A 263-nucleotide genomic window follows, 5' to 3' on the forward strand; every position below is an offset into this window, starting at 1 on the left:
GTATGCTCAGGAAGGGATAAAAACCTTTAAAAATGAAAAGGCATTAAGACAAGAGTGGCTCATGACTATTCAGTATAAAAATGATCGGAAAAAGCTCTTTTTAGTTGATAGTCGGAAGCAGGATAAGTATGTTTTTCAATTAAAAAAAAGAAGCTCTTCTTACTTCTCAGCAATTATTCACAGTAAACACTACGAAACAGAAAAGACAGCATTACGTTCTGATTACAATGAGTTATTTACCCAAATAAGAAAACAAAAAGTAG

General features: G+C 31.9%; 1 pseudogene. It reads left to right on the forward strand.

The annotated features are described in order from the left end of the window. A pseudogene (locus R2R70_RS20955) lies at nt 1–263 on the forward strand (hypothetical protein); the annotation flags it as partial.

The sequence above is a fragment of the Cobetia sp. SIMBA_158 genome (assembly GCF_046566945.1).
GTDB lineage: Bacteria > Pseudomonadota > Gammaproteobacteria > Pseudomonadales > Halomonadaceae > Cobetia > Cobetia amphilecti.